Genomic DNA, 19,915 nt, shown 5'->3' on the forward strand with positions numbered 1-19,915 from the left:
CTGCGAGGGAAGACCCCGTGTCGCTGACGGTTGCGATGCTCGGATGGGGGTTCCCGCCGCGCGTCACCGGTGGACTCGACACCGTCGTCGGGGAGTTGTACGCGGAGTTCGAAACGCGCGACGACGTCGACATCGAACTCGTCCTCCCGGCGGAGTACGCCCCCGACGACGACCCGCACGTCCACGGCGTCCCGACGGGCGACGGCGACATCATCACCCGGATCGGCCGCCTCTCCGAGGAGTTCGTCGACGTCGCGGCCGACGCGGACGTCGTCCACACCCACGACTGGTTCGGCTACAGTCCCGGCGCGCGAGCGAGCACGGCCCACGACGTACCGTGGATGACGACGTTCCACTCGCTCTCCGCCGACCGGAACCTGAACCCGCCGACCCGCGAGGTCAGAACGGAGCAGCGGATCGTCGACGCCGCCGACCGGCTCGTCGCGGTGAGCGAGCTGACCGCGCGGCGGCTCGTGGCGCGCTACGGCGGCGATCCCGCCGTCGTCCACAACGGCTTCAAGCGCGTCCGCCCGACGGGACGGGACCTGAAGGCCGAACTCGGGATCGACGGCGAGATGCTCTTCTTCGTCGGCCGGCACACCCACCAGAAGGGGATCGCCTACCTCCTCTACGCGACCGCGAAACTCCGTCGGCCGGGGCTGACGCTGGTCGTCGGCGGGAGCGGCCACCTCACCGCACAGCTCCGCCGGTTCGCCGAACTGCTCGGCATCGAGGACCGAGTCGAGTTCGTCGGCTACGTCCCGGACGAGGAGCTCGCGGACTACTACGCGAGCGCGGACCTGTTCGTCTCGGCGTCGCTCGCGGAGCCCTTCGGGATGACGGTGGTCGAGGCGCTCTCCGCGGGGACGCGGATCGTGACGACGGAGTGCGGGGCGGCCGAACTCCTCCCGGAAGACTGTCTCGTCCTCGTCGAACCGGAGTCCGACTCCATCGCGGACGGCGTGGACCGGGCGCTGGCGATGTCGGGCGAACCGACGTACGAGAGCCGCTCGTGGGCGACGGTCGCGGACGAGTACGCGACCCTCTACCACGAGCTCTGCTAGTCGCGCGCCCCGACGACGCGCACGTCGTGGACGGGCTCGGGGTGAACGATCCGGAACCCCGTCGGCGTCGACGTGACGCCGAGCACGCGGGTGTCCGTCTCGGGGCCGTGCGGGTCGCTTCCCGCGTCGGTCCCCCCGCTGCCGTACGCGTCCTCCCCGCCGTACGCGGTCGTCTCGTCTTCGGCGGGGTCGCGTCCGCCGTCGTACGGGCTGACGGTCGACGGCGGTCCGTTCGTCGCGGGCGCGTCCGCGAAGTCCTCCGGCGGGAGGTAGATCCGTTCGCCGGATTCGGAGGAGACGATGACGGCGGCGTCGCGCGTCCCCGTGACAGTGACGACCGTCCGATCGTCGTCGACCGTGACGTCGATCGTCGTCCCCGTCGGGGTGTCCTCTGCCATACGGTCTCACGGGCGACCGACGACTAAGGCGTTGCGGTGACGGCGGGCGCGATCGGACACCGCCATTCAAAAGGGTCGGCGTCGTACCCACGACCCAGCGATGCATCACCCAGGGCCCCCGCGGTTCGTATCGGTCGGTGACCGCGTGGAGCTGGCGCCGCGCGACCCGGACCCCGCGGCGACGTACGCGTGGCGGATCGAGCGCGCGCCGGCGGGATCGAACGCCGCCGTCGACGACCGACCGGTCCAGTGGTTTCACCCGGACGTCCCGGGACGATACGTGCTGACGCTCGACGCGCCCGACGGCGTCCACAGACAGACGATCCGGTGCTTCGACGTCGGCGGCGAGGCGGATGCGGGCGGCGAGCGCGACGCCCGCGGCAGCGGCGGGGCCCTCGACGTGGCCGCCGAGGGCGACGCCGGGACGAGCGGCTACGGGCACGACGCGACGGGTGGCGGCGATCGCGGCGGCGGCCGACCACGGATCCACCTCGACGGGCGGGTCGCGGGCGACAGCGTCGTGATCAGAGCGGACGCACGGACGAATCCGGCGGGCGGCGGCTCGGCGGCGTCGCTCGACGTCACGTTCGCGTTCGACGACCGCGACGACCTCCGGGCGGCCGACGCGAGCGCGGACGGCCGGCGGCTCCGAATCCCGCTCGCGCGGCTCCCGGAGCGCGCGCGCGTCCACGCGGTCGCGGTCTCGGAGACCGGATACAGCGTCCCGGACGAGGTCGAGATCGTGCGGGACGACGCGGCGCCGGGCGGCGTCGCCGTCCGCCGGCCGTACGACCCCCCCGCGTGGGCGACGGACGCGGTCTACTACGAGGTGTACCTGCGGACGTTCGCGCCGGAGGCCGAGCACGGCGGGACGTTCCGCGCGATCGCCGACCGCCTCGATCACCTCGCCGACCTCGGCGTCGACGTGCTCTGGCTGACGCCGGTGCTCGCGGCCGACCACGCCCCGCACGGGTACAACATCACGGACTTCTTCTCGCTCGCCGCGGACCTCGGCGACCGCGAGGACTATCGCCATCTCGTCGAGCGCGCGCACGACCACGGGATGCGGGTACTCTTCGACCTGGTGTTGAACCACTCGGCGCGCGATCACCCCTACTTCCGGGACGCGTATCGAAACCCCGAGAGCGACTACCGCGACTGGTACGAGTGGCAGCCCTCCGGCGAACCCGGGACGTACTTCGACTGGGAGCACATCGCCAACTTCGACTTCGAGACGCTGGACGTTCGGCGCCACCTCCTCGACGCCGTGGACACGTGGGCGCCGCTCGTCGACGGCTTCCGCTGCGACATGGCGTGGGCGGTCCCGGACGGCTTCTGGCGCGAGGTCCACGACCGGGTGAAGGCCCGCGACGCCGAGTTCCTCCTGCTCGACGAGACGATCCCGTACATCCCGGACTTCCAAGCGGGGCTCTTCGACGTCCACTTCGACTCGACGACGTACGCGGCGCTCCGGAGCGTCGGCACCGGCTGGGCGCCCGCCTCGGCGCTCCTCGACGCGATCGAGGAACGTTCGGCGATCGGGTTCCCGGATCACGCGCGATTCTTGCTCTACGCGGAGAACCACGACGAGACGCGGTACCGCGTCGAGTGCGGGCGGCCGGCGGCGCTCGCGGCGGCTGGCGCGCTCTGCACGCTCCCGGGCGCGCCGCTCGTCTACGCCGGACAGGAGACGGGACAGCTCGGCCGCCGCGACGCGCTCGTCTGGGACGCGACGGACGACGCGCTCACCGACCACTATCGACGGCTCCTCTCCCTCCGCCGGACGATGCCGGCGCTCGCCGCCGACGCGGCGCTCGAACGGATCGACTACACGGTGCGCGAGGGCGACCCGGAGCGCGTCGTCGCTTTCGGTCGAGCGAACGGCGGTCGCGGCTCCGACCCCGAACGCGACGCGGGCGCGGGTGGGGGTGAGAGCGCGGCCGACGAAGCGGGCGTGACGGGGGACGAGCGGGACGCGGCGGCCGCCGTCGTCGTCTGCAACTTCGCGGCCGAGCCGGTGACCGTCGATCTCGGCGTGCCGACGGGAGCGCGCGACGCCGCGACGGGCGAGACGGTGGCGGCGAGCGGCGGCGTTCGCGTCGATTCGGTCGCGGTCCTCCCGACGTCCCCGGACGCGTTCGACGGCGGGGCGTGACGTCCCGCGAGGACGACGCCGCTCACGCGGGCGAGCGACGCCCCGGTTAACCAATTACGGTCCGCCGGCCGGGAGAACTACTTATGTAGTCGGCGTGGGTGGTAGTCGCATGCGGTTGACAACGGCGCTGAACGAGTACAAGCGCCAACACGACGAGCGGTTCCCGGAGGAAACGCGGACGACGACGGGGGCGTTCTCGGGACACGGGGACCGCCTCGTCCACGTCTCGCCGTCGGGCGCGCTCCGCGACTACTCGGACGCGCTCTCCGGGTTGCACGGGATCGACCGATCGCGGTTCGGCATCGAAACGGCCGATCGGACGTACTGGTTCGACGAGCTCGACGTCCTCCGCCAGCACTACTACCGCGGGACGCGGCTCGTCGAGACCGAGTTCGACGCCGACGGCTTCACCGTCCACCAGTTCGACCTCACGCTCGGGCGCGCGCACGTGACGCACGTCGAGCTCCGCGGCGTCGTGCCGGCGGAGAGCCGGCTCGTCGCGTTCCTGACGGCGGCCCCGGAGGGCCGCGAGGGCCGCGTCGGCGCGCTCGTCCACGAGAACGGCGGCCCGGACGGGTCGCAGGCGCTCGAGGTGTTCCACCGACGCGAGCACGACTACGTGACGGCCTCGACGGGACTGCGCGACGTGCGCGGGCAGCGCCCGGAGCGCTTCGCGGAGATCGTCGACGACGCCCCGGTGTCGTTCCCCCGCGGCGGCGTCGAACCCTACGACGAGACGCGTCTGAGCGGGAACTTCGTCGTCACCGCGCCCCTCGAACGCGAGGGCCGCGGCGTTCGGACGACGCTCGTCACGCAGCTCTCCGATCACGACGACATCGACCGGGAGACGGCGCTCACTGACCTCCGGGCGTGCGCGAGGAACCACGAGAGCGCGGCGAGCCTCCGCGAGGCCGCGATCGCGCGGACGCCGATCAGCGTCCCGGAGGACGTGCCGCGCGCGGGATCGGTGCGCGCCGACCTGCGCGTCGTCGACCTCCTCGAAGGGCCGACCGGGGGCCGCATCGCCGGCCCCGAGTTCGACCCCTTCTACGCCAACAGCGGGGGGTACGGCTACGTCTGGTTCCGCGACGACGCGGAGGTGTCGCGTCGTCTGCTGGACGCGGGCGATCGCCTCGACATCGGGACGGGCGCGGATCCCGTCCAATCCGCGCTCTTCTACTGCGAGACGCAGCTCGCGGACGGCACGTGGCCCCACCGCGTGTGGGCGACCGACGGCTCGCTCGCCCCCGGATGGGCGAACGCGAAGGTCGAGCGCAAGCGACGCTCGCACGAGTATCAGGCCGACCAGACGGCGACCGTCGCGGCGTTCTTAGCGACGGTGCTCACCGAGCGCGGCGACGCGCTCGACGCGCCGGTGGCGGCGGCGATCCGGGAGTCGATCGGGGACGCGCTCGACGCGCTCGACGACGGCCTCGCCGAGAACGGGCTCCCGGAGCGCTGTCAGAACGCGTGGGAGAACGCCGTCGGCCAGTTCGCGCACACCGCGGCGACGTTCGCGGAGGCGTACGCGACGATCGCGGCCGCGCCCGTCCCGGAGGACGTGGCGACGCGCGCCCGCGAGGGCGCGGCGACGGTCCTCGACGGCCTCGATCACCTGTGGGACGCGGAGCACGAGCGCTACGGGATGCGGCTCATCGACGGCGACCTGGACGACCGCCTCGACGCGGCCTCGCTCGCGCTCGTCGAGGCGGTCGTCGCGTGCGAGGACGCGTCCGGAATCGCGGTGTCGGAGCGACAGGTCGGTCGGCTCGCGCGCCACGTCGATGCGGCGCTGAGCGGGCTGTTCCGCGATCCGCCGGGGAGCGACGTCGCGGGATTGATCCGCTACGAGGGCGACGACTGGCGGGCGGCGAACCAGTCGTCGCCGAAGGTGTGGTCGGTCGCCACCGGGCTCGGCGCGGTCGCGGCGGCGCGGCTCGGCGTCCTCCTCACCGAGCGCGGACAGGGCGGCGCGGGGTTCCTCGAACGGGCGGGGGGACTCTACGAACTGCTCGGCGCGGACGGCCCGTTCGCCACCGACGCCGGCTACCTCGCGGAGCAGGTGTACGACGACGGCACGGCGGACAGCGCGACGCCGCTCGGCTGGTCGCACGCGCTCCGACTGCACGCGATGGCGCTCCTCGACGACGCGGGCGCGCTCCCCGCGCCGGCCACGGAGGCCGTCACGCCGCCCGAGCGTCCCCGGTGGACGACGGGCGAGAAACACGGGCTGTGCACGCCCGCGGACCACGACGCGGCGGAGCCCTCGCGGGTGTGGTTCACCCTCACGGAGGGGGCACTGACGGAGGCGCGGTTCCCGCGCATCGACGTGATGAACCTGCGGACGATGGACTTCCTCGTCCGGTGCCGGGACGACGGCTACACGGTGCGGACGCACACGCGCCGGGGCGAGGAGACCGACGCGGTCCTCCGCCGGGTCGAGCCCGTCGCGGACGACGCCCTCCTCTACCGGCACGTGTTCGTGGCCGACGACGTCGGTGACGGCCACGAGTGGACGCTGACGGTCGAGTACGCGGTCGACACGGATCACGACGCCGTCGTCGCGGACGTGACCTTCGAGGCGGCGGACGGCGCCACGTACGACGTGTTCTCGGTGGCGGACCTCTCCCTCGGCGACGTCGCCGACGACGTCAGCGGCCTCCGCGTCGGCGAGGCCGGCAGTTACAACCTCGTCGCGAGCGAGCGGGCGACCTACGCGGCCGACGCGCCGGATCCGCTCCTCGTCGACGAGAATGGCGAGGCGTACTCGGTGGCGCTCGCGCTGGCGACGACCGGCCGCTTCGACTGGGCGACCGTCGACGCCGCCGGAAGCGACCGCCTCGCCGACCTCTTCGACGGGGCGATCCCCGACGGGCGGTCGTCCGTCACCGACGGGAACGTCGTGTTGGTCGGGAAGGTCGGATCGGGATCGTCGATCGAGGAGACGGTCGCGCTCGGGTTCGCGGAGCAGGCGAACACTGCGGCCGCGCTCGGGGAGGCGAACGGCGCCCTCGAACGCGGCTTCGAGACGGTGCGCGAGTCGTACGTCGGGACGTGGCGCTCCGCGCTCGCGGGCACTGACACGCCCGCGTCCGTCCGCGGCGACTACGAGCTCGAAGCGCAGTACGACGCGGCGCTGATGTGTCTCCTCGCGGTCGAGGACAAGACGTACGCGGGCGCGTCCATCGCCTCGCCGTCCGTCCCGTGGGGGCAGGCGGTGGTCGCGGACGAGCCCAAGGGGTACGGTTACAACTTCGTCTGGTCGCGCGACCTCTACCAGGTGTTCACGGTCTTCGACACCGTCGGCTTCCACGACATCGCCGTCGACCAACTCGCGTACATCTACGAGTACCAGCAGGACGAGGCGGGGTTCATCCCGCAGAACACCTACGTCAACGGGACGACGCGCTGGGGCGGCGAGCAGATGGACAACATCTCCTTCCCGCAGGTGATGGCGTATCAGCTCCGCGAGGCCGGCTTCGACTTCGACGACGTTCCCTACGGCTACGAGAACGTCCGTCGCTCGGCGGATTACGTCGCGCGAAACGGCCCTTCGACGGCCCAGGAACGCTGGGAGGAGGAGTCGGGGTATTCGCCGTCGTCGATCGCCACCGAGATCGCTGGGTTGGCGTGCGCGGCGATGCTGGCGGACGACGCGGGGCACGCGGCCGACGCGCTCTGCTGGCTGGCGCTCGCGGACGACTGGGCGGCGAACGTCGAGTCGTGGACGGCGACGGAGACGGGGACGGCGCGTCACCCGGAGACCCCCTACTACGTCCGCGTGACGCGCGACGGCGACCCCGACGCCGGCCACTACCGGACGCTGGCGAACGGCGGGCCGACGCTCGACGAGCGCGACATCATCGACGCGGGATTCCTCGAACTCGTCCGGCTCGGCGTCCTGCCGGCCGACGATCCGACGATCGAGAACTCGATCGCGGCCGTCGATCGCTCCATTCGGGTCGAGGCCGATTCCGCACCCGGCTTCTACCGGTACAACGGCGACGGCTACGGCGAGCGCGCGACCGGCGACCAGGGCGGTCCGTGGTCGGCCGAGAACGCCGGCAAGGGGCGTCTCTGGCCGCTCCTCACCGGGGAGCGCGGCGAGTACGAACTGCTCGCGGACGCGCCGAGCGCCGGGACGGACGTCGATCCCGCGGGCTGTCTGCGCGCGATGCAGGAGTTCGCCAACCCCGGGCGGATGATCGCCGAGCAGGTCTGGGACCGGGAGTACGGGACGGGGTACGACTGGGCGTTCGGCGAGGGCACGGGGTCGGCGACGCCGCTCGCGTGGGCGATGGCGCAGTACGTCCGCTTGGCGCACGGGATCGACGCGGGCGAACCCGTCGAGACCCCGGCGGTCGTCGAGCGCCGCTACCGCGATCGCGGTCTCCACGAGGCCGCGGGGCCGACGCTCGACGTCACCACGCACGTTCAGGGCGGCGAGCTCCGCGTCTCCGGGCGGACGACGGGCGAACGCGTGGCGATACGGACGCCCGTGGACGCGGCCGTCGTCACGCCGAGCGACGGCGCGTTCGAGGCGACGGTCGAGGCCACCCACGACGGGGGGCACGTCACGGTCGCGGCGGCGGACGACACAGAGCTGGAGACCGCGGCGACTACGGTCCACCGCCGAACGCTGTGAGCGGGTGACGGCGTCGGGACGGCCGTGGCGTCGCCCCCCGGCACGGCGTCGACCACGGCGGTGACGCCGCCGGTCTCGGAAGCGCCGCTCCGAGTGCGGGGGCAGTGTCACGGATCTGCTCAACCGGTCGGCGATCGCTGTGCGTCGCTATTCCGGACAGAACGCCGTGGCGGCGTCGACCCACCGGATCCGAGAGACGCGTATCGGATACCGGGTGCGGGACGGGTACGGGTATCGACCCACGATGGGAGCGGGGGCGTGCCTACGCGATGTAGCCCGCCTGTCCCATGAACGCGAGGGAGAGCGAGAAGACGGTGACGAGCACCGCGATCAGCATCTCGGCGTAGAGGACGCGCCGGCCCCAGCGGTACCAGGGTTCGCGCGCCGGGTCGACGTCGGCGTCGGTCATTCAGTCGTCACCCCCGGGGGCGGTCTCGGTGCTGGGGCCGAGCCAGCGTTCCCGCGAGCCGATGCCGTGCGTGGACAGCCCCCGATCGGAGCGCATCGCCCAGACGTAGAACAGCGTGAACGGCACGAAGAGCCCGATGGCGACGAGTGCGTACCCGCTGTGGATGTTCGGCATCCAGCCGAACGCAAGCGGGTAGACGATGCCGCCGGCGGTCGAGACGCCCCCGACGAACCCCGCGGCGACGCCGGGACGCTCCTCGAACATCACGGGGACGATCGCGAAGACGCCTCCCGTCCCGAAACTCACGCAGACCCCGAACCCCGCGAGAATGACGACGGAGAGCGGGAGGACGCCGAGGTAGCCGGCGACGCTGAGCGCGCACAGGGACGCGATGATCAGACAGAGCGCGGTGAACAGCCAGTGGACGCGCGGGGCGTACCCCTGCTCGACCGAGAGGAAGGGGTACGGCGTCCACCCCTTGCGCTGCCAGAGGTCGGACATGTAACCCGAGAACGGCCGGAAGAGCGACGCGTTGAACGACTGGACGGCCGCGAACGTCCCCGCGGCGGTCTGGATCGCGGCGACGCCCGTGAAGCCGAGGCCGGCGATCGCGTCCCCGAACCCGGTCGCGTAGTAGGTCGGGAGCCACGAGTTCATGGCGATTTCGAGGCCGAACGACATCGCGTACGCGAGCATGAGGCCGATGGCGGCGAAGCGCGTCCAGACGTAGAGCGTGGACTTCAGATTCGAGTTCGCGCGCGCCGTCTCCGCGGTCGCGCGGTCCTTCGCGGGCCTCCCGCGCCACTTGTAGACGGCGGCGATCAGGAGCGCGACGATCCCGAGGTGGAGGAACGCCTGATCGAAGTTCGTCCCGTAGAGCCGCGGGAGGACGAGCGCGCCGACGCCCGCGCCGGCGTTCCCCGTGCCCGCGTAGATCCCCTCCGCGGTCCCGATCTCGTGGGAGTCGAACCACTGCGAGACGTGCTGGATCCCGACGACGAAGCTGATCCCCGCGGAGGCGACGATCAGCCGCTCGACGAAGAGGACGTCGTAGTTCACGGCGAACGCGGAGGCGACGCTCATCAGTCCCGAGTAGGCGAGGATGAACGCGAAGATGTTGTGCGCTCCGAAGCGGTCGGCCGCCCATCCAGCGGCGACGCGGCCGGGCGGGGCGAGCCAGAGCGCGCTCGACGCGAGCAGCGCCAGCCCGCCCGTCGTGAGGGTGAACGCGCTCGAAATGGAGGTGCTGAACGCCGCCGTCGAGAACCACATCAGGAACGCCCAGAAGAACCCGACGGTGGCGATGATGAGTTGTTCGGTCTTCTCCTGCACGCGTCAGTGCACCTCCGTGTCCCCCGGGTCGGTGAGGTAGTACGCGTCGTGCTCCTCGGCCGTGAGCTCGGCCGGACGGGCCGTCGGACCCACGCGCGCGGCGTCACCGCCGAGACCCGGGTCGCCACCCGGTGAGTCGCCGCTCTCGGCGTCCGCGCGCCGCGTCGATCCGTCGCGGGCCGCCGTCACGTCGCGGTCGTACCGCCGACCGGCGCGCTCGCCGTCAGTCATCGCCCCCCACCTCGATCGGGGTACCCTCGGCGTCCGTCGGCGCCGGCCCGTCGCCCTCCGCGAAGGGGTACCACGCCTGTTTGGCGTCGGTGAGACACGGATCGGCGTAGTCGGTCTCCTCGGGCTCGGCGAGCTCCGCGATGGTCTCGTGGCCCGTCGCCTCGACCCACTCGCGGAACGTCTGGCCGTCGTTGCGCATCTCGGCGTACGTCTCGATGACGTTCTTGAGGAGGCCGGGCACCTCGTCGGCCGGGACGCGCTGGTGGATCCAATCGATGAACGTCGGCTCCCGGCCGATGCCGCCGCCGACGCCGACGTCCATCGCCTCCACCATCTCGCCGTCCTTGCGCGCGCGCATCCCCTGGAGGCCGATGTCGGCGCTCATCGCCTGCCCGCAGTCCGCCGTACACCCCGAGCAGTGGATCTTCAGCTGCGTCACGTCGTCCGGGACCTCGACGTTGCGCTGGAGCCACCCCAGCGTCTCCGCCATCCGGGTCTTCGTCTCCGCGAGCGCGATGGAGCAGAACTCCGTGCCCGTACACGCCATCCCGCCGCGCGCGAAGACGCTCGGATCCGGCGAATAGGTCTCCAGGAGGGGCTCATCGAGCAGGTCGGCGACGCGCTCGTCCGGGACGTCCATGACGAGCGGGTTCTGCCGGCGCGAGAGCCGAATCTCGCCGCTCCCGTAGCGATCAGCGAGGTCTGCGAGCGCGAGCGCGTCCGCCGCGGGCATCCGGCCGACCGGGACGGAGAGGCCGACGTAGCTGCGCTCGTCGGTCTGATCGTGGACGCCGACGTGGTCGTGTCGGCCCTCGGCGTCGCGCTTCCCGGCGTTGTAGGTGTACTCGCCGCGGAAGTCGGTGCCGGCGTGCAGCAACTCGAAATCGAGGCGCTCGTCGAGCTCCTCGCGGATCGCCTCCGTCCCCCACTCGTCGACGAAGAAGCGCGCGCGGTTCTCGTTCCGGTTCTGCCTGTTACCCTCCTCGCAGTAGAGTTCGACGAACGCCCTGACGGTCTCGTAGGCGTGCTCGGGCGTGACGAAGAGATCGAGGGGACGCGCCTTCCGCGGTTCGCGCCCGCCGAGGCCGCCGCCGACGCGGACGTTGAACCCCCTCGTGTGCTCGCCGTCGACCGGGCGGTGGGCGGGCTCCAGGGCCACGTCGTTGATCGAGTCCTGCGCACAGCCCACCTTACAGCCCGTCACCGAGATGTTGAACTTCCGCGGGAGGTTGGCGAGGTCGTCGTCGCCGCGGATGCCCTCCTCGATCTCGTCGAGGAGGTCGCGCGTCGGGACGTACTCGTCGGCGTCCTTCCCGGCGACGGGACACCCCGAGATGTTCCGCATCGTGTCGCCGCCGGCGGAGCGACTGGAGACGCCGACGGCCTCCAGCTTCCCCCAGATCGCGGGGATGTCCTCGAGTTTCAGCCAGTGGAGCTGGATCGACTGACGCGTCGTGTAGTCGACCCACCCGTTCCCCCACCGGGGGTTCTCCGCGGGACCGCGGGCGTACTCGTCGGCGACTTCCGCGATCGCGCGTAACTGCTCGGGTTCGAGAACGCCCCCGCAGTTGTTCAACCGCATCATGAAGTAGCTCTCCTGTCCGTCCCGCTGGTGGAACACCCCCCAGAACTTGAAGCGCGTGAACCACTCCTCGCGCTCGTCCTCGGGGATCGCCTCCCACCCCCGCTCCGCGAACTCCTCGATCTTCTCCCGCACCGCGTCACCGTACATCTCCGATTTGACGTCCTCTTTGTAGTTTGCCATTGTTGTGAGTCGTATGGCCACTTCATACCGTTAGAAGTGGACGAAATTTGTCTGTATTCGATTACAGTGTGACTGACGGGAAGTGAAAAAGGTTGTGAGTGAATTACATCAATACCCTAAATCAGACTAAGGTCGTCAACAAGAACCGCCATCAGGAGATCATTCGATTACGATATCTGGATATTCCTAGTCATTCGTCACCCTAAAGAGGGCGTGCGAGCCGTCGCGGCGAACGGAGTGTCGCGTCAGTCGGAGGCCTCGCTCGCCGCGCCGGCGTCGCTCGTCTCGGGCACGTCCGCGCCGTCCGTTCGCGGGACGAGGCGGGCCGCGCACTGCTTGTAGTTCGGCTCCGCGGAGCGCGGATCGACGGCCGGGAGCGTGAGCCGGTTCGTCGCGGGGTGATGGATAGAGAGCCAGAGGACGCCCGGCGGCACCGCGGAGTCCGCCGCGACGACCGCCGCCACCGATCCGCGTCTGGTCTCGACGGTCACGCGATCGCCGTCCGCGGCGTCCGCGGGGTTCGCCCGGACCGTGGGGATCGCCGTGTCGCCGCCGCGCGAGCGGACGCCCGTGTTGTAGCCGTCGCTCTCTCGGCCGGTGGTGAGCGTCAACGGGTACGCGTCGGTCGTCGGTTCGGGGAGATCGTCCGTCGGCGCGCCCGTCGAGAAGCGCGCGTCCCCGCTCCGCGTCTCGAACGCCCAGCCGTCGCCGTCGCGGTAGCGGTAGGCGACCGACGTCTCCGCGTCCGGGGCGGGCCAGCGCACCGCGCCCTCGTCGTCGAGGCGGTCGTAGGAGAGCCCGGAGAGATCGGCGGGCGCCCCGGCCGTCAGCGCCGTCATCTCGTCGAAGACGGCCGCGGGCTCGGGGTGGCGCTCGAACGTGCCGCGGCGCACGCCGTTAGCGACCGCTGCGATGACGTCGAGGTCGGTCCGGACGCCCGCCGGGAGGTCCGTGACGGCGCGGACGCGCGAGACCGTCCGTTCCATGTTCGTCGTCGTGCCCTCGCTCTCGCCCCACGTCGCGGCCGGCAGAACGACGTCCGCATGCTCGACCGTCTCCGTGTGGAAGGCGTCCTGTGCGACGAGGAAGACGTCGTCCAATCGCTCGGCGGCGTCCGCGGCGTTCGGGAGCCCCGCCGCCGGGTTCGTCGCCACCGTCCACAGCACGTCGATCGAGTCGCCGACCGCCTCGAACATGTCGACCGGGCCCGGCCCGGAGTCGTCGGGGAGGCGCGCGACGTCGATCCCCCACGCGTCCGCGACCTCGGCGCGCGCGTCCGGGTCATCGTAGTCGCGCATCCCCGGCCAGCCGCCCTTCGACGAGCAGACCCGCGTCCCCATCGAGTTCGCCTGCCCGGTGAGCGAAAAGGGGCCGGTCCCCTCCCCGAGGTTGCCGGTGGCGAGACAGAGGTCGATCAGCGCGCCCGCCGTCGCCGTCCCGCGCGTGCTCTGATTGACGCCCATCCCCCAGTAGAGGAGGGTCTTCGCGTCGAGGGCCGACGCCAGCGCCTCGACGTCGCGGCGCTCGACGCCCGCCGCCTCGCAGGCCGCATCGACATCTGGAAGGTCCGCGATCGCGGCGTCGAACCCCACGGTGTGCGCGTCGACGAACGCCTCGTCGACCCGGCCGGTCTCGACGACGCACGCGAGCACCGCGCGGGCGAGCGTCAGATCCGCCCCCGGGTCGGGCCGGACGTGGACGTCCGCGGTCTCGGCGGTCTCGGTCTCCACGGGGTCGACGACGATCAGTTCCCCGTCGCGCGCGCTGTCCGTCACCCACCGGAAGAACACGGGGTGGGCGACGGCTGGGTTCGCCCCCCACACGACGTGACTCTCGGCCTCCGGGACGTCCGCGTAGCTACACGGCGGCGCGTCGCTCCCGAACGCGTCGTAGTAGGCGGTCACGGCGGACGCCATGCAGAGCGTCGTGTTCGCGTCGTACTGTCGCGTTCCGATCGCGCCGCGCGCGGCTTTCCCGAGGGCGTACGCCGCCTCGTTCGTCTGCTGGCCGCTCCCCAACACCCCGATCGAGTCGGGGTCGCGCTCGCGCGCCACCCGCATCGCCTCCGTGACCTTCCCGAGCGCGACGTCCCACGTCGTCGAGACGAGTTCGCCGTCGCGCCGGACGAGCGGACGCGTGAGGAACGTCGCGTCCGGATCCGCGGTCTCGCTGACCCCGCGCTGGCAGGCGAGGCCGCGGTTCGTCGGGTGTCCCGCGTCGCCGCGTACGGAGTCGACCCCGTTGCCGAGGTCCGCGCCGCGCTGGAGGTGGCCGCACCCGACCGCACACCGCATGCACGTCGTCGGGACCCACCCAGTCATCGCCGCCCCCGACGGTTCGATACAGAAACGTCCACCCAATCCGGTCTCTCCGAGACGTATGTCCCACTCACCATCGTAATCTCAATCGTGTTTACGATATAAGAAATTACTCGTTTGTGATCGTCCATTTTATCTGGGTCTGGTGACCGGTGCGGCGCGCGCTCGCTCAGCGCGGCGCTCGCGCCGACTCCGCGGAGAGATCGAGGTGCGCCGCGCCGATCTCCAGCGCGCGCTGGACCTTCGCCTCGACGGTCTGGTCTGTCCCGTCGAACGGCCGATAGCGGCGCTCCCGGGCGCATAGACGGACATCTGGCGTCCGCTACTCCGCCCACGTAGTAACTCGAACGCCTACCGGTAACATGCGTGGCCACCCGGCGACGACACTCGGGAGGCGAAACGAGCGACACGCTTATTACCTTCGTGTCGTGAGAACGACATAGAGCCAGCACGGACGGATACGGTGAGACTCCGGGAGCCCCGTTCGGACTCCGGGCCGTGCACCACACGTGTTACCCATCCGGGGTCGAGGGCGCACCACCCCGGCCCCATCGTTCGTCCCGCCGAGCGACGAGTGTCCGCCGACCGCGCGTTCACCGACGGATCAGGTGTCAATCCGACGCGTCCTCGACAGCCCGTTCGCCAGCGGCTGCACTCTCGCCCGCTTCGCCGTCACCGACCACGTCGCACTCGCGACGCACCCCCTACTATCGCGTTCGTCTGTGGCGGGAGCGCCGACGCGTGCAGGTGCGGGGTCAGCGCGCGGCGCCCACGTCCGTCTCGTTCGCGTCTGCTCTCGCATCGGACGCCCCGAGCCGGACGTACTCGACGTCGGTGTCGTCCCCCGTCGTCGCCTCGACGCGGTAGACGCCGGGTGGCACGCCGTCGAGGTCGAACGCCGCCGTCCACTCGCCGTCCCAGCCCCACGTCTGGGCGCTCGTCAGGCGGGTCGCCGTCCCGTTCGTCGCGCGAAGCGAGAGCAACACCGCCGCCTCGTCCGGCTGTCGGTTCGTCACGCCGCGGACGACGAGAGACGTGCCGGTCGTCGTCCCGTTCGTCGCTGTCCCGTTCGTCGTCGTCCCGTTCGTCGTTCCGTTCGTCGCCGTTCCGTTCGTCGTGACGCCGTCGATCCCCACCGACTCGGCCGATCCGTGCTCGGGGAGCGCCGCGCTCGCGCCGCCGAGGAGCGCGCACGCCGCCAGCGTGCAGAGGGCGAGGGCCGCGGCGATCCGCGCGGTCCGTTCGGTCCGTCCGTCCGTCCACATCGACATCGGTACGACTGTCCGTTCGGTCCGCGACGCCGTAAGCGCCCCGCTAGAGCGACACCCACTCGCGGCGCTCGTCGCTCCGCTGGATCGCGTCGACGACGCGCTGGACGTCCCGCCCCGTCCCGAAGTCCGGGTCGTAGTCGTCGCCGTCGGCCGCCGCGCGGAGGAACGCGGCGTTCTCGTGGACGAACGTGTGCTCCCATCCGATCGTGTGACCCGGCGGCCACCAGTGCTCGACGTAGGGGTCGTCCGGGTCCGTGACGAGCACCGTCTCGAAGCCGCGGTCGTCGCCGCGGAGCACGTCGAGTTCGTTGAGCCGTTCGAGGTCGAAGCGGATCGCGCCCTCGGTGCCCTCGACCTCGATCGCGTTCGTGTTCTTGTGGCCGGTCGCACAGCGCGTCGCCTCGAACGTCGCCGTCGCGCCGCACGCGAGCGTCGCCTGCGCGCTGAACGCGTCGTCGACCGTGACCGATCGGAGGCGGCCGTCGTCGTCGGGCCGCTCGTCCACGTACGTCGTACACTGGCCGCTGACTGCCGTCACGTCGTCGACGAGGAACTGGACGAGATCGATGCTGTGTGCGCCGAGGTCGCCGAGCGCGCCCGTCCCCGCGCTGTCGGCGTCGAGACGCCACGACCACGGTGCGTCCGGATCGACGAGCCAGTCCTGGAGGTAGCGGGCGCGGACGTGTCTGATCTCGCCGAGGACGCCGTCCGCGATCAGCCGCCGCGCGTACTCGATCGCGGGGACGAAGCGGTAGTTGAACGCGGTCGCGGCGACGGCGTCGCTTCGGGCCGCGGCCTCGGCCATCCGCTCGGCGCCGTCGAGCGTCGGCGCGAGCGGCTTCTCGCAGAGGACGTGGACGCCCTCGTCAAGCGCGCGGATCGACGGGTCGACGTGGACGTCGTTCGGTCCGAGGTTGTAGAAGACGTCGACGCGCGCGATCGCGTCCCGCCAGTCGGTCTCGACGTCGGCGAAGCCGAAGCGGTCCGCGGCCTCGCGCGCCGCGTCGGCGTCGCGGCCGCAGAGCACGTCGAGGGAGACGTCGGGCGCGTCCGGGAAGAACAGCGGGAGTCGTCCGAGCGCGTTCGCGTGCGCCTTCCCCATGAAGCCGTAGCCGAGGACGCCGACGGAGAGCGTATCAGTACCCATACGGTCCCGTGCGTCCGGGGGAGCCTCAAGGTGGCGCACGCGGGCGCCGAGTCCGGGATCGTGAGGTGTGTCGGGGGAGAGGAGAGCAGAACGGAGCCCCTCGGCCGACGCCGTCCCGAGAATGCGCATCGGTCGCCGGGACCGCCACGTATTCCGAACGAGAGACCGAAGCCGCGTGTATGCCCACAGAGATGACGGCACACCGGATCGCGGCGTACGGCGACGCGGACGCCTTCGAGACCGACACGGTCCCCGTCCCCGACCCCGGCCCGGGCGAGATCCGCGTCGCGGTCGAGGCGTCGAGCGTCAACCCCGTCGACTACAAGATCCGCCGGGGCGACATCCCGGATTTCGCGCCGTCGCTCCCGGCGACGCTCGGCTGCGACGTCTCGGGCGTCGTCGACGCGGTCGGCGAGGGCGTCGAGGCGTTCGACGTCGGCGACGAGGTGTACGGCATGCCGGGCGGGGCGGGCCGACAGGGCGCGCTCGCGGACTACGTCGTCGGCCACGCGGGGACGTTCGCGGACGCGCCGTCGTCGATCCCGCTCGCGGACGCCGCCGCGCTCCCGGTCGTCGCTCTGACCGCGTGGGAGATGCTGACCGACAAGGCCGACGTCGGCCTCGGGGACGAGGTGCTCGTCTACGGCGCGAGCGGCGGCGTCGGACACATCGGCGTCCAGCTCGCCGACTGGTTCGGCTGCGAGGTGACGGCGACGGGATCGACGGCCGCGAAGCGCGACTTCGCGGCGACGCTCGGTGCCGACGCGACCGTCGACTACACGACGACGGACGTCGAGACGTACGTGGAGGACCACGCGAGCGGCGGCTTCGACGTCGTCTTCGATCCGGTCGGCGACGACCACCTCGAAACCGCCTTCGAGGCCGTCCGCCCCTACGGGGCGGTCGCGACGACGGAGTCCAGCGCCGCGGAGTCGCTCTCGCTCGCGCCGATGCACGCGAAGTCGCTCGAACTGGGCGTCGTGCTCGTCATCCTCCCCGTCCTCCTCGGCGAGGGACGGGAACGCATCGGCGAGGAGCTCGCGGACATCGCGGCGCTCGTCGACGACGGTGCGCTCGCGCCACACGTCGACGAACGCTTCGCGTTCGCGGACGTCGCCGAAGCGCACCGGCGCGCCGAGGCGGGCGACTTCCGCGGGAAGATCCTCCTCGTGAACGAGTGAGGCCCCACACCGCCCCGTCCGCAGTATCGTCGCCCCGAATGCGGTAGCTCGGTCGAATACGGCGGTGTGACTGACCGCGGACGAAACGGGGTGAAACGGCCCCATCTAGCGGCCCGTCAGCGGCGACGCCAGCGGCGGCCGAGGCGTTGGGCCGTCGGGAGGTGCCAGTCGAGCGAGACGGCGAGGAGCCGCGCGCAGACGGTGACGCCCGCACAGACCGCGGCCGCTGTACGGGGATGGCCGCCGACGCCCGCGGACAGCCAGTACGCCGCACCGCCGATGACCGCACAGCTGGCGTAGAAGTCGTCGAAGAGGACGAACGGCTGGCGACCGAGGAGGAGATCGGCGAGCGCGCCGCCGCCGACGGCGTTGATCGTCGCGACGGTGATGACGCCGAACCCCGAGACGCCCGCGTTCGTCGCGACGATCGCGCCCGTGGTGGCGAACGCCGCGAGCCCGATCGCGTCCGAGACGAGCGTCGCGGGGTGCTCGTCCGCGGCGTCGAGGGCGACGTACGCGCCGACGGCGAGCGCGACGCCGACGAGCGCGAGCGAGATCTCGCCGAACGACCGGAGGACGAGCGGGACGCGCCCGACGAGGAGGTCGCGCGTCGCCCCGCCGGCGAACGCCGTGGCGAGGCCGACGACGGTGACGCCGAACAGGTCGAACTCCTCGCGGATCGCCTTCGTCGCGCCGACGAGCGCGAACGCGACGAGGCCGACGGCGTTCATCACGGCGAAGGGGCGGACCGGCAGGGCGGCGAGGGCGTCCGACAGCACGTCCGAAGGACGTGGACGAGCGGTATTGAGACCACCGCTCCGCGCTCGTCGTCGCGGGCGCGGCCGCACGACCGCCTCAGTCCGTGAGCTCGGCGACGGCCCGGACCGGTGCGCCGTCCGCGTCGACCTTGAGGGGATACGCCCGCAGGGTGAACCGAGGCGGGAGGACGTCGAGGCCCGCGAGGTTCTCGAAGACGAGTTTCCCCGCTCCGAGCAGGCGCTCGTGGGCGGGCACGCCGGTCGGCTCCGAGGGATCGGCGTTCCCCGTCGGCGTCGGGTCCGGGCCGAAGGTATCGAGCGCGAGGTGGTAGTCGTGTTCGACGCACCACGCCGCGGCGTCCGCGCTGAGGTACGGGTGATCGGCGTACGCGGGCGTCCCCCACCGCTCGGCCCACCCCGTGTCGACGACGAGAACGTCGGCGTCGTCGGGCTCGGGAAAGCGCTCGGGACCGATTTCCGCGCGGGCGTCGGCGTCGACCGCGACGCGCCGGGCATCGAGGCGGAAGTCCGCGAGGTCGTACGCGCCGAGGGTCGCGCCGTCGGGGTCGACGTGACGCGGGGCGTCGACGTGCGTGCCCGCGTGCGTCCCGAGCGCGAGCCCGGAGACACGATAGCCGTCCGCGTCGTGCGTCGCCGCAGGGGTGATCGACACCTCGGGGTCACCCGGGTAGACCGGCATGTCCGCCGCGATCGCGCGCGTGAGGTCGACCATCGTCCCGTCTGCCGGTAGTGTCCCGCGATCCGCGCCCGCCGCCAGCACCCGCGTGGCGAGGGCGTCGACGTCCGCGTCGTCGGGCACCGGAACGCGTGCGAGTTCGGGACCGGCGTAGTCGCTCGCGCCGGGGTCGCCGACGACGATCTTCGGGAGCGCCGACCCCGAGAACCCCTCGACGAGCACGACGTCGACATCCTCGCCGAACTCGGCGAGCGCGCGGTCGAGCGCGGCGTCCGGGCCGCCGTCGGCCTTGCCCACAGGACGGAACGACGCCGTGAGGTCGGGGGTGACGCCGACGACGCGCGCCGCGCCCGCGCTCCGGTGGCGGTGGGTGTCCGTGCCGGGATCGTCGAGCTCGACGGCGTGGTGGATTCCTTTCACCGTCCCGACGGTCGCGCCCGCGCGGTCCAACGCCGCGACGAGCCGCTCGACGAGCGTGGTCTTCCCCGCGTCGCTCTCCCCGACGATGCTCACGACCTTCATGTGGGCGCGTACGCCGGGGCGG

The 19,915-nt window shown here is 71.7% G+C and carries 14 protein-coding genes; 4 read left to right on the forward strand and 10 right to left on the reverse strand.

Annotated features, from left to right (window positions below; all coding sequences use genetic code 11):
- The first annotated feature begins 17 nt into the window (after positions 1–17).
- On the forward strand, positions 18–1,064 hold the full coding sequence (locus tag J2754_RS01215; protein WP_211086456.1) for a glycosyltransferase family 4 protein: 1,047 nt from the start codon (positions 18–20) through the stop codon (positions 1,062–1,064).
- On the opposite strand, the gene J2754_RS01220 is transcribed toward J2754_RS01215, so the two are convergent.
- Positions 1,061–1,462 (reverse strand): DUF7510 family protein, encoded by a 402-nt coding sequence (locus tag J2754_RS01220; protein ID WP_188877081.1) that lies wholly within the window; start codon positions 1,460–1,462, stop codon positions 1,061–1,063. The genes J2754_RS01215 and J2754_RS01220 overlap by 4 nt on opposite strands.
- Before the next feature lie 100 nt (positions 1,463–1,562).
- On the opposite strand from J2754_RS01220, the gene malA reads away from it, so the two are divergent.
- On the forward strand, positions 1,563–3,617 hold the full coding sequence (malA, locus tag J2754_RS01225) for an alpha-amylase MalA (RefSeq protein WP_211086457.1): 2,055 nt from the start codon (positions 1,563–1,565) through the stop codon (positions 3,615–3,617).
- A gap of 109 nt (positions 3,618–3,726) precedes the next feature.
- Positions 3,727–8,262 carry a DUF7997 domain-containing protein gene (locus tag J2754_RS01230; RefSeq protein WP_188877079.1) on the forward strand — a complete coding sequence of 1,512 codons (4,536 nt, stop codon included), beginning with the start codon at positions 3,727–3,729 and terminating at the stop codon, positions 8,260–8,262.
- 262 nt (positions 8,263–8,524) lie between these two features.
- Here J2754_RS01230 and J2754_RS01235 read toward each other — a convergent pair whose 3' ends face one another.
- From J2754_RS01235 to J2754_RS01265, 7 genes are all read right to left on the reverse strand, one after another.
- Positions 8,525–8,671, reverse strand: a complete 147-nt coding sequence (locus tag J2754_RS01235; RefSeq protein ID WP_188877078.1) for a hypothetical protein — start codon at positions 8,669–8,671, stop codon at positions 8,525–8,527.
- Complete coding sequence (locus J2754_RS01240; protein ID WP_188877077.1) at positions 8,672–10,003, reverse strand: MFS transporter; 1,332 nt, start codon at positions 10,001–10,003, stop codon at positions 8,672–8,674.
- A 3-nt stretch (positions 10,004–10,006) separates the two neighbouring features.
- A complete protein-coding gene (locus J2754_RS01245; protein ID WP_188877075.1) occupies positions 10,007–10,234 on the reverse strand; it encodes a hypothetical protein in 228 nt (75 codons plus the stop codon).
- A complete protein-coding gene (locus J2754_RS01250; RefSeq protein ID WP_188877074.1) occupies positions 10,227–11,999 on the reverse strand; it encodes a nitrite/sulfite reductase in 1,773 nt (590 codons plus the stop codon). The genes J2754_RS01245 and J2754_RS01250 overlap by 8 nt, the downstream gene beginning before the upstream one ends.
- Positions 12,000–12,244: 245 nt before the next feature.
- A complete protein-coding gene (gene nasA, locus J2754_RS01255; protein ID WP_211086458.1) occupies positions 12,245–14,320 on the reverse strand; it encodes an assimilatory nitrate reductase NasA in 2,076 nt (691 codons plus the stop codon).
- Between the two features lie 752 nt (positions 14,321–15,072).
- Complete coding sequence (locus J2754_RS01260) at positions 15,073–15,588, reverse strand: hypothetical protein (protein WP_211086459.1); 516 nt, start codon at positions 15,586–15,588, stop codon at positions 15,073–15,075.
- A gap of 43 nt (positions 15,589–15,631) precedes the next feature.
- The gene (locus J2754_RS01265; protein ID WP_211086460.1) at positions 15,632–16,735 is read right to left on the reverse strand and encodes a Gfo/Idh/MocA family protein; all 1,104 of its coding nucleotides are present in this window, start codon (positions 16,733–16,735) and stop codon (positions 15,632–15,634) included.
- A 179-nt stretch (positions 16,736–16,914) separates the two neighbouring features.
- Between J2754_RS01265 and J2754_RS01270 the strand changes: the two genes are divergently transcribed.
- Positions 16,915–17,916: a zinc-binding dehydrogenase gene (locus J2754_RS01270; protein WP_211086461.1), complete on the forward strand. Its 1,002-nt coding sequence runs from the start codon at positions 16,915–16,917 to the stop codon at positions 17,914–17,916.
- A gap of 116 nt (positions 17,917–18,032) precedes the next feature.
- On the opposite strand, the gene J2754_RS01275 is transcribed toward J2754_RS01270, so the two are convergent.
- Together J2754_RS01275 and mobB are read right to left on the reverse strand one after the other, a co-directional pair.
- Complete coding sequence (locus J2754_RS01275; RefSeq protein ID WP_211086542.1) at positions 18,033–18,647, reverse strand: trimeric intracellular cation channel family protein; 615 nt, start codon at positions 18,645–18,647, stop codon at positions 18,033–18,035.
- Positions 18,648–18,771: 124 nt separating this feature from the next.
- The gene (mobB, locus tag J2754_RS01280) at positions 18,772–19,893 is read right to left on the reverse strand and encodes a molybdopterin-guanine dinucleotide biosynthesis protein B (protein WP_211086462.1); all 1,122 of its coding nucleotides are present in this window, start codon (positions 19,891–19,893) and stop codon (positions 18,772–18,774) included.
- Between the last annotated feature and the right edge of the window lie 22 nt (positions 19,894–19,915).

The organism is Halarchaeum nitratireducens (assembly GCF_017874695.1).
Classification (GTDB): domain Archaea; phylum Halobacteriota; class Halobacteria; order Halobacteriales; family Halobacteriaceae; genus Halarchaeum; species Halarchaeum nitratireducens.

Bases quoted from the DNA above. Each gene is read 5' to 3' on its own strand.
- J2754_RS01220 (WP_188877081.1), bottom strand. From the start codon at position 1,462: ATGGCAGAGGACACCCCGACGGGGACGACGATCGACGTCACGGTCGAC.
- J2754_RS01245 (WP_188877075.1), bottom strand. From the start codon at position 10,234: ATGACTGACGGCGAGCGCGCCGGTCGGCGGTACGACCGCGACGTGACG.
- J2754_RS01235 (WP_188877078.1), bottom strand. From the start codon at position 8,671: ATGACCGACGCCGACGTCGACCCGGCGCGCGAACCCTGGTACCGCTGG.
- J2754_RS01230 (WP_188877079.1), top strand. From the start codon at position 3,727: ATGCGGTTGACAACGGCGCTGAACGAGTACAAGCGCCAACACGACGAG.
- mobB (WP_211086462.1), bottom strand. From the start codon at position 19,893: ATGAAGGTCGTGAGCATCGTCGGGGAGAGCGACGCGGGGAAGACCACG.
- J2754_RS01265 (WP_211086460.1), bottom strand. From the start codon at position 16,735: ATGGGTACTGATACGCTCTCCGTCGGCGTCCTCGGCTACGGCTTCATG.
- J2754_RS01275 (WP_211086542.1), bottom strand. From the start codon at position 18,647: ATGAACGCCGTCGGCCTCGTCGCGTTCGCGCTCGTCGGCGCGACGAAG.
- nasA (WP_211086458.1), bottom strand. From the start codon at position 14,320: ATGACTGGGTGGGTCCCGACGACGTGCATGCGGTGTGCGGTCGGGTGC.
- J2754_RS01250 (WP_188877074.1), bottom strand. From the start codon at position 11,999: ATGGCAAACTACAAAGAGGACGTCAAATCGGAGATGTACGGTGACGCG.
- malA (WP_211086457.1), top strand. From the start codon at position 1,563: ATGCATCACCCAGGGCCCCCGCGGTTCGTATCGGTCGGTGACCGCGTG.
- J2754_RS01260 (WP_211086459.1), bottom strand. From the start codon at position 15,588: ATGTCGATGTGGACGGACGGACGGACCGAACGGACCGCGCGGATCGCC.
- J2754_RS01270 (WP_211086461.1), top strand. From the start codon at position 16,915: ATGCCCACAGAGATGACGGCACACCGGATCGCGGCGTACGGCGACGCG.